The organism is Idiomarina sp. UBA4206, assembly GCF_002383015.1.
GTDB lineage: Bacteria > Pseudomonadota > Gammaproteobacteria > Enterobacterales > Alteromonadaceae > Idiomarina > Idiomarina abyssalis.
This window is the reverse complement of record NZ_DFTS01000012.1, coordinates 41,653-48,377: the sequence shown is the minus strand read 5'-3', so window position 1 is coordinate 48,377 and position 6,725 is coordinate 41,653. Positions and strand designations below refer to the sequence as shown.

Annotated in this window: 8 protein-coding genes; 7 read left to right on the top strand and 1 reads right to left on the bottom strand. The window is 46.6% G+C overall.

The window, feature by feature from the left end:
• Positions 1-833 (bottom strand): FAD-dependent oxidoreductase (locus B3180_RS02430; RefSeq protein ID WP_286842794.1); only part of this gene is annotated, 833 nt, incomplete at its 3' end.
• 145 nt (positions 834-978) lie between these two features.
• On the opposite strand from B3180_RS02430, the gene rpoE reads away from it, so the two are divergent.
• From rpoE to B3180_RS02395, 7 genes are all read left to right on the top strand, one after another.
• Entirely contained in the window at positions 979-1,557 is a 579-nt protein-coding gene (gene rpoE / locus B3180_RS02425; RefSeq protein ID WP_054488120.1) for an RNA polymerase sigma factor RpoE, read from the top strand.
• A 17-nt stretch (positions 1,558-1,574) separates the two neighbouring features.
• Positions 1,575-2,159 (top strand): sigma-E factor negative regulatory protein, encoded by a 585-nt coding sequence (locus B3180_RS02420; RefSeq protein WP_199494194.1) that lies wholly within the window; start codon positions 1,575-1,577, stop codon positions 2,157-2,159.
• A 4-nt stretch (positions 2,160-2,163) separates the two neighbouring features.
• Positions 2,164-3,129, top strand: coding sequence for a MucB/RseB C-terminal domain-containing protein (locus B3180_RS02415; protein WP_054488118.1), 966 nt, complete (start codon positions 2,164-2,166; stop codon positions 3,127-3,129).
• Complete coding sequence (locus B3180_RS02410) at positions 3,129-3,578, top strand: SoxR reducing system RseC family protein (RefSeq protein ID WP_199494192.1); 450 nt, start codon at positions 3,129-3,131, stop codon at positions 3,576-3,578. The genes B3180_RS02415 and B3180_RS02410 overlap by 1 nt, the downstream gene beginning before the upstream one ends.
• Positions 3,579-3,672: 94 nt before the next feature.
• Positions 3,673-5,484 carry a translation elongation factor 4 gene (lepA, locus tag B3180_RS02405; protein WP_054488116.1) on the top strand — a complete coding sequence of 604 codons (1,812 nt, stop codon included), beginning with the start codon at positions 3,673-3,675 and terminating at the stop codon, positions 5,482-5,484.
• A 3-nt stretch (positions 5,485-5,487) separates the two neighbouring features.
• Positions 5,488-6,408 (top strand): signal peptidase I, encoded by a 921-nt coding sequence (gene lepB, locus B3180_RS02400; RefSeq protein WP_054488114.1) that lies wholly within the window; start codon positions 5,488-5,490, stop codon positions 6,406-6,408.
• Positions 6,405-6,725 (top strand): ribonuclease III family protein (locus B3180_RS02395; protein WP_286842787.1); only part of this gene is annotated, 321 nt, incomplete at its 3' end. The genes lepB and B3180_RS02395, both read left to right, overlap by 4 nt.

Here is a 6,725-nt window from a genome sequence, read left to right as displayed (position 1 = left end):
TCAGGCATAAACCGGCTGCCATCCGGACGCTTAAGTAATGCGCCTTCGCCACGCAAGGCTTCGGTGAGTAAAAAGCTTTGTGCGTTGGGGTGGAACAAGCAGGTTGGGTGGAATTGGTTAAACTCCATATTTGCAACGGCGCAACCTGCTCGCCATGCCATGGCTATACCATCACCGCTGGCAATATCCGGGTTACTGGTATATTGGTACACTTTACTGGCCCCGCCTGTTGCCAGAACAACACAGCCAGCAGCGACTGTTTCAACCTGTTCTTTAGGCCGACTCCAGATGTAGGCGCCGTAACAGCCGGCAGGTTTCCCAATGCGTGAACCGGTAATTAAATCAACGGCATTGTAACGTTCTAAAATGGTGATATTCGGGTGCTCTAAAGCCTTCTTCTGCAAGGTGGTTTGTACAGCTTTGCCGGTGGCGTCAGCAGCGTGCAGAATTCGGCGGTGACTATGCCCACCTTCCCGGTTTAAATGGTAGGTAGGGCTGTCATCCTTTGATTGGACCTGATCGAAGCCCACTCCTGCATCAATAAGCCATTGCAGACTTGCGCGGGCATTTTCTGTGGTAAACTTAACCGCTTCGGGGTCACAGAGGCCTGCGCCGGCAATTAAGGTATCTTCGATATGGCTTTCGATACTGTCATTTTCATCGAAAACAGCTGCGATGCCGCCTTGAGCATAAAACGTTGAGCCCTCAGTCAGCGGGCCTTTACTTAGGACGGTGACTTTTAAATCATCAGCCAACTGTAAAGCGGTGGTTAAACCCGCGGCTCCCGAACCAATAATCAGCACATCGCATTGATAATTTGCAACAGGTTCCATAAAGTACTCAATGTGAATTTTGAACGATTTTACGCATTTGGCGATATTTTTGCGAACTTTTTACATGCGGTCCTGTCACAGTCAGTAATTTACAGGACGGGCCGCCAGTTCCAGCAGTTCCTGGGTTAAGGGAGAACAGGCTCGGATGAGCGAACAGGTGAGTGACCAACAGCTGGTCGAAAGAGTACAACAAGGTGATAACCGGGCTTTTGATCTGCTGGTAAAGAAGTATCAGCACAAAGTCATGAGTTTGATATCGCGTTATGTCAAACAACAGGGTGATGTAGCTGATGTTGCACAGGAAGCGTTTATAAAAGCGTATCGAGCGCTACCGAACTTCCGTGGTGACAGTGCTTTTTATACCTGGTTGTACCGAATTGCGGTGAATACAGCGAAAAACCATTTGGTTTCGCAAGGTAGAAAGCCGCCCGCATCCGATATTGATGCTGAAGACGCAGAGTTCTATGAAGGAGCTGGAGCACTCAGAGACAGTGCATCTCCGGAAAGACAAATGTTGTCTGATGAAATCAGAGATGTGGTACTTAAAACAATTGATGATTTGCCTGAAGATTTACGTCGGGCAATTACATTAAGGGAAATTGAGGGTCTCGGTTACGAGGAAATTGCGCTAGAAATGGATTGCCCTATCGGGACTGTCCGCTCTCGCATCTTTCGCGCTCGGGAAGCAATAGATAATCAACTCCGACCGTTGCTGGAACGGTAAACTAAAGAGGGGCAGTTATGTCTCGGAATGAATCAGAATCAACATCCGCGCTGTTTGATGACCAGGTCATCAATGCTGATGCAATAGAAGCGCTACTGGATGATGAACAGGCAACGCAGGAATGGCATCGTTATAGTGTTATTCGTGCAGCCATTAAAGGGGATTTAAACGCCGATATCAGCTTGGACATTAGTGAACAGGTTCGTATTAGTGTTAATGAGGAATCTAATAAAGTTGTGACACCAGGTTTTGGTCGCTCTAAGAGCCAAAATAAAGCTGCGTCACGCTGGTTCCAGCCTTTCGCTAAAGTGGCTGTCGCGGCCAGTGTTGCTGTTGTTGCGGTAATGACTGTACAAACTTATCAGCAGCCGGCAACGCCTGAAGGGGGGAGTGCGGAACCTGCGTTACTAACCAGCCCAATTGGCGGTGGTCGTGAGCCTGTCAGCCTGAATCGGGTTGAACCAATGTCACAAATTAACGATCAGCAACGCCGTCGCCAGGTTCAGTCGTACATGATTGATCACCAGCAACAACTTATGTTGCAGCAAAAAGCAGAAAGCGAAGAGAAACAATCTGAGCAGGAGCTCAACAAAGGTAATTAAAATCATGATATCTCGGTTGTACCGGTCCATTTTATGCGGGGCTTTTTTATTAGCAGGAAGCTCTGTTGTCAGTGCACAGCAAAATAGCGAACAAACAGAGAACGGTGCTGACTGGTTCAACCGTATGGCGGTCGCCTTAACCGAACTGAATTTTGAAGCTTCTTTAGTTCACGCGCATGGCGATCAAATCGAGCCCTACCAATGGTTACAGGGCAACGATCCTGACGCAGGTAGTGCCGAACTTTTAATTCAAATGAACGGCCCTGATTTTCGTATTTTAAGAGTCGATGATCGGGTTGCTCACTTCAATACCTCTGCCAGTAATTACGCATTAAAATCTGATAGCATCACTGCAATTCTTCCAGCCGCTTTTGCTGAACCTTTTGAACGCTTAAGTCATAGCTACCAGGTAACAGTTGGTGGAGGCGCGAGGGTTTTGGGGCGCAATGCGCAACATATTCGCATATTAAGCAGAGACAGCCAGCGTTACAGCTATTCGTTATGGATTGATCGTAAGCATGGTATGCCGCTCAAGGTCATTATGCTGAATCAGTCAGGCGACGTGGTAGAGCAGGTACAACTGACCAGCTTATCTGTTCGTGAAACTGCGCCCGAAATAATGACCGAAATTAAAAATATTGAAATGCCCCCCATGCTTGAGGACCTTCGAGTTAAAAGGCCAACACAGTATGATGCGCACCCCCGCTGGGCACCACAAGGTTTTAGATTATTAAGTCAGCAAAGTCATACCCTGGTGTTAGATTCAACGCCAGTCGACCATTACTTGTTTTCAGATGGTCTGGCAGAGTATTCAGTTTATGTTGCAGAACTTACTGAGGGCATGGAAACCGATCTTGCGCTATCTTCCTCACAAACTTTATTCTCAAAGCGGTATAATAATTTTCTTGTGACCGTTGTGGGGCAGGTGCCGTTGGCCATGGCTCAACGTATAGCGACAGAAGTTAAATAATGAAAGAGATTGCCGAAGTTACCGCGGTTGAAGGCAACCGGGTTACAGTAACAACTGAACTTAAAACAGCCTGCTCTGGGTGTGCACAGGTTTCTAACTGTGGTGCCGGTATTCTGAGCAAGGTCTTTGCTGACAGAAATGCACAGTTCACGGTAGTAACGGAACAAGCTTTTCGTCCTGGCGAACTTGTGCAACTTGAAGTACCTGATACTGCTGTAACGCGTTTTGCTTTATTACTTTATGGCTTACCTATACTGATGCTGCTTCTAATAGCCGTATTACTTGAGAATACAGGCACCTTAACTGAAGGCTTTATTATTTTGCTGTCTTTTGCGGGCTTCGCTTTAACCTTTTGGGGGTTAAAACGCTGGTTTCGCAAACGTGATATTCAAGTCAACGCGATGGTTAAACTGGAAACTTCAGCTGAGGTTCAGCACTCAAACCCCTGAACTGGGATAAAGTCCTTTGTTCTTGCCGCTAACATGAGTATGATCGGGGCTAATTTTTTAAGTTCCAGAATTTAGTTTTACAGAGGTATCATCAATGCCGAATAGGGCGTTCAAGCAAAGTAATATTCGTAACTTCTCGATCATCGCTCACATTGACCACGGTAAATCGACCTTGTCGGATCGCTTGATCCAGCATTGTGGAGGACTGACAGACCGCGAAATGGCCGAGCAAGTGCTGGACTCCATGGACTTGGAGCGCGAACGTGGTATTACGATAAAAGCGCAAAGTGTAACGCTCTATTACACAGCAAAAGACGGTGAGACCTATCAGCTAAACTTTATCGACACGCCCGGACACGTTGACTTTTCTTATGAAGTATCACGTTCATTAGCCGGCTGTGAAGGTGCCTTGCTGGTTGTTGATGCTGCTCAGGGTGTAGAAGCCCAGACGTTGGCAAACTGTTACACCGCAATTGAAATGGACCTGGAAGTAGTACCGGTACTGAACAAAATTGACCTGCCACAAGCCGATGCCATGGGTGTTGCTCAGGAAATTGAAGACATTGTGGGCATTGAAGCCGTTGATGCGGTTCAATGCTCTGCAAAAACAGGTCTTGGTATTGACGATGTACTGGAACGTATTGTTCGTCAGATACCGCCACCTAAGGGCGAACCGGAAGAGCCGTTGCAAGCCCTTATTATTGACTCCTGGTTTGATAACTATCAGGGCGTGGTCTCTTTAGTTCGAGTGCGTAATGGTACTTTACGTGCTGGTGAGAAGATGACAGTGATGTCTACCGGACAGTCTCATCAAATAGATAAAGTTGGTTATTTCGACCCTAAACCGCACGAAACCGGTATTTTGCATACCGGTGAGGTGGGCTATGTCATTTCTGGCATTAAGGATATTTTAGGTGCTCCGGTTGGGGATACGCTGACCAACACGCGTAATCCGGCGAAAGAACCGGTTCCGGGCTTTAAAAAAGTAAAACCTCAGGTTTATGCGGGTATGTTCCCGATAAGCTCGGACGACTACGAGTCGTTTCGTGATGCCTTAGGGAAACTGTCGTTAAATGACGCCTCGCTTTTCTATGAACCAGAAAACTCAGCAGCGCTTGGCTTTGGTTTCCGTTGTGGCTTCCTTGGTATGTTGCACATGGAAATTATCCAGGAGCGACTTGAACGTGAGTACGATATTGACTTAATCACCACTGCGCCGACCGTGGTTTACGAAGTTGAAAAAACTGACGGTAGTATGGTGAAAGTTGATAACCCGGTTAACTTGCCGCCGGTTAACGATATCGAAACCATTTATGAACCGATTGTAGAAGCTAATATTTTGGTTCCTCAAGAATTTTTGGGGAATGTCATCACTCTTTGTGTTGATAAGCGTGGTGTGCAAACTGCCATGGCTTATCATGGTAAACAAGTCTCGGTAACTTACGAACTGCCTATGGCTGAAGTGGTTATGGACTTCTTTGACCGATTAAAGTCGACCAGCCGTGGCTACGCATCGTTAGATTATCAGTTCAAGAAATTTGAACCTGCGGACATGGTTCGTGTCGATATATTGATTAATGGCGACCGCGTCGATGCTTTAGCAATGATCACTCACCGTGATCATGCGGAAGGGCGAGGCCGGTTGCTGGTTGATAAAATGCGTGAGTTAATTCCACGGCAAATGTTTGATATCGCGATTCAGGCGACCATTGGCAACCATGTTATTGCACGTTCAACGGTCAAGCAGCTGCGTAAAAACGTAACAGCTAAATGTTATGGCGGTGACATTAGTCGTAAGAAGAAGCTTTTACAAAAACAAAAAGAAGGTAAAAAGCGCATGAAGAACCTGGGTAACGTTGAAGTGCCTCAGGAAGCCTTCCTTGCGGTTTTAAAAGTGGGCAAATAGGAAATGGCCAATTATTTTTCAATTATTTTAACCTTTATTACTGTTATCTCCGGATTGTTCTGGCTCTACGATGCCAGAGTATTAAAGCCAAAGCGCAAAGCGGTTATTGCTGAGGTTGAGAACAAAACAACCAGTGCTTTAACCGATGAACAAAGAGAGAGTCTGGCACCTCAGCCTAAATTAATGGAACTGAGTGAGTCCATTTTTCCTGTTATCGCTTTGGTGTTAGTGGTTCGCACCGTTCTGTATGAGCCATTTCAGATACCTTCCGGCTCAATGATGCCAACTTTGCTGAAAGGTGACTTTATTCTGGTAGAGAAGTTCTCTTACGGTATTAAAGACCCTGTTTTTCAGGAAACTTTAGTTGAAACAAATCAACCTGAGCGCGGTGACATCGCTGTGTTTAAGTATCCGGAAAACCCAAATATTGACTATATAAAACGTATCGTGGGTTTGCCCGGTGATCGCATTATATACCGTAATAAAACACTTTATATTCAACCGGCGTGTGCTGAAGGTCAACGCGACTGTGAAGAAATGAAAGTCGTTAAATCGTCATTAAAAGAAGACGGCACCTATTTCTCCGGCTCGTCACCGCTGCGGACGTACAGCGAAGACTTAGGTAACGTAACTCACGACATTCTCGTAGACCCGCGTGTTGCGTCACGTATGGCAATGTACTTTAATCAGCCGGGCACCCAAAGAGATGAATGGGTGATACCGGAAGGCCAATATTTTGCAATGGGTGATAACCGCGATAACTCTCGTGACAGCCGCTACTGGGGATTTGTTGATGAGGAATTACTGGTCGGTAGAGCCGTATTTATCTGGATGAGTTTTGAAATGGATCGCAGTCGCGATAGTTGGTTGCCGTCATGGGTTCCTACCGGAGTTCGATTTGAAAGGCTAGGGAGTATTGAGTGAGTTTGCCCAGACCACCGTTCACGGAACTGGAAAAAATTGTTGGTCATCGTTTTGAACAGCAGGATTTGCTGCGGCAGGCAATGACCCACCGTAGTGCGTCATCGAATCATAACGAACGCTTAGAGTTCTTAGGTGACTCCATTTTGGGGCTGGTTATAGCCGAAGCTCTATACCAGCAGTTTCCTAATGTCGCCGAAGGTGATTTAAGCCGTATGCGCGCAGCCATAGTCTGTGGGCGCTCGTTGGCTAAGCTTGGTAAGAAGATGGGCTTGGGTGACTTTTTGTCTCTGGGGCAAGGCGAGCTAAAAAGCGGCGGG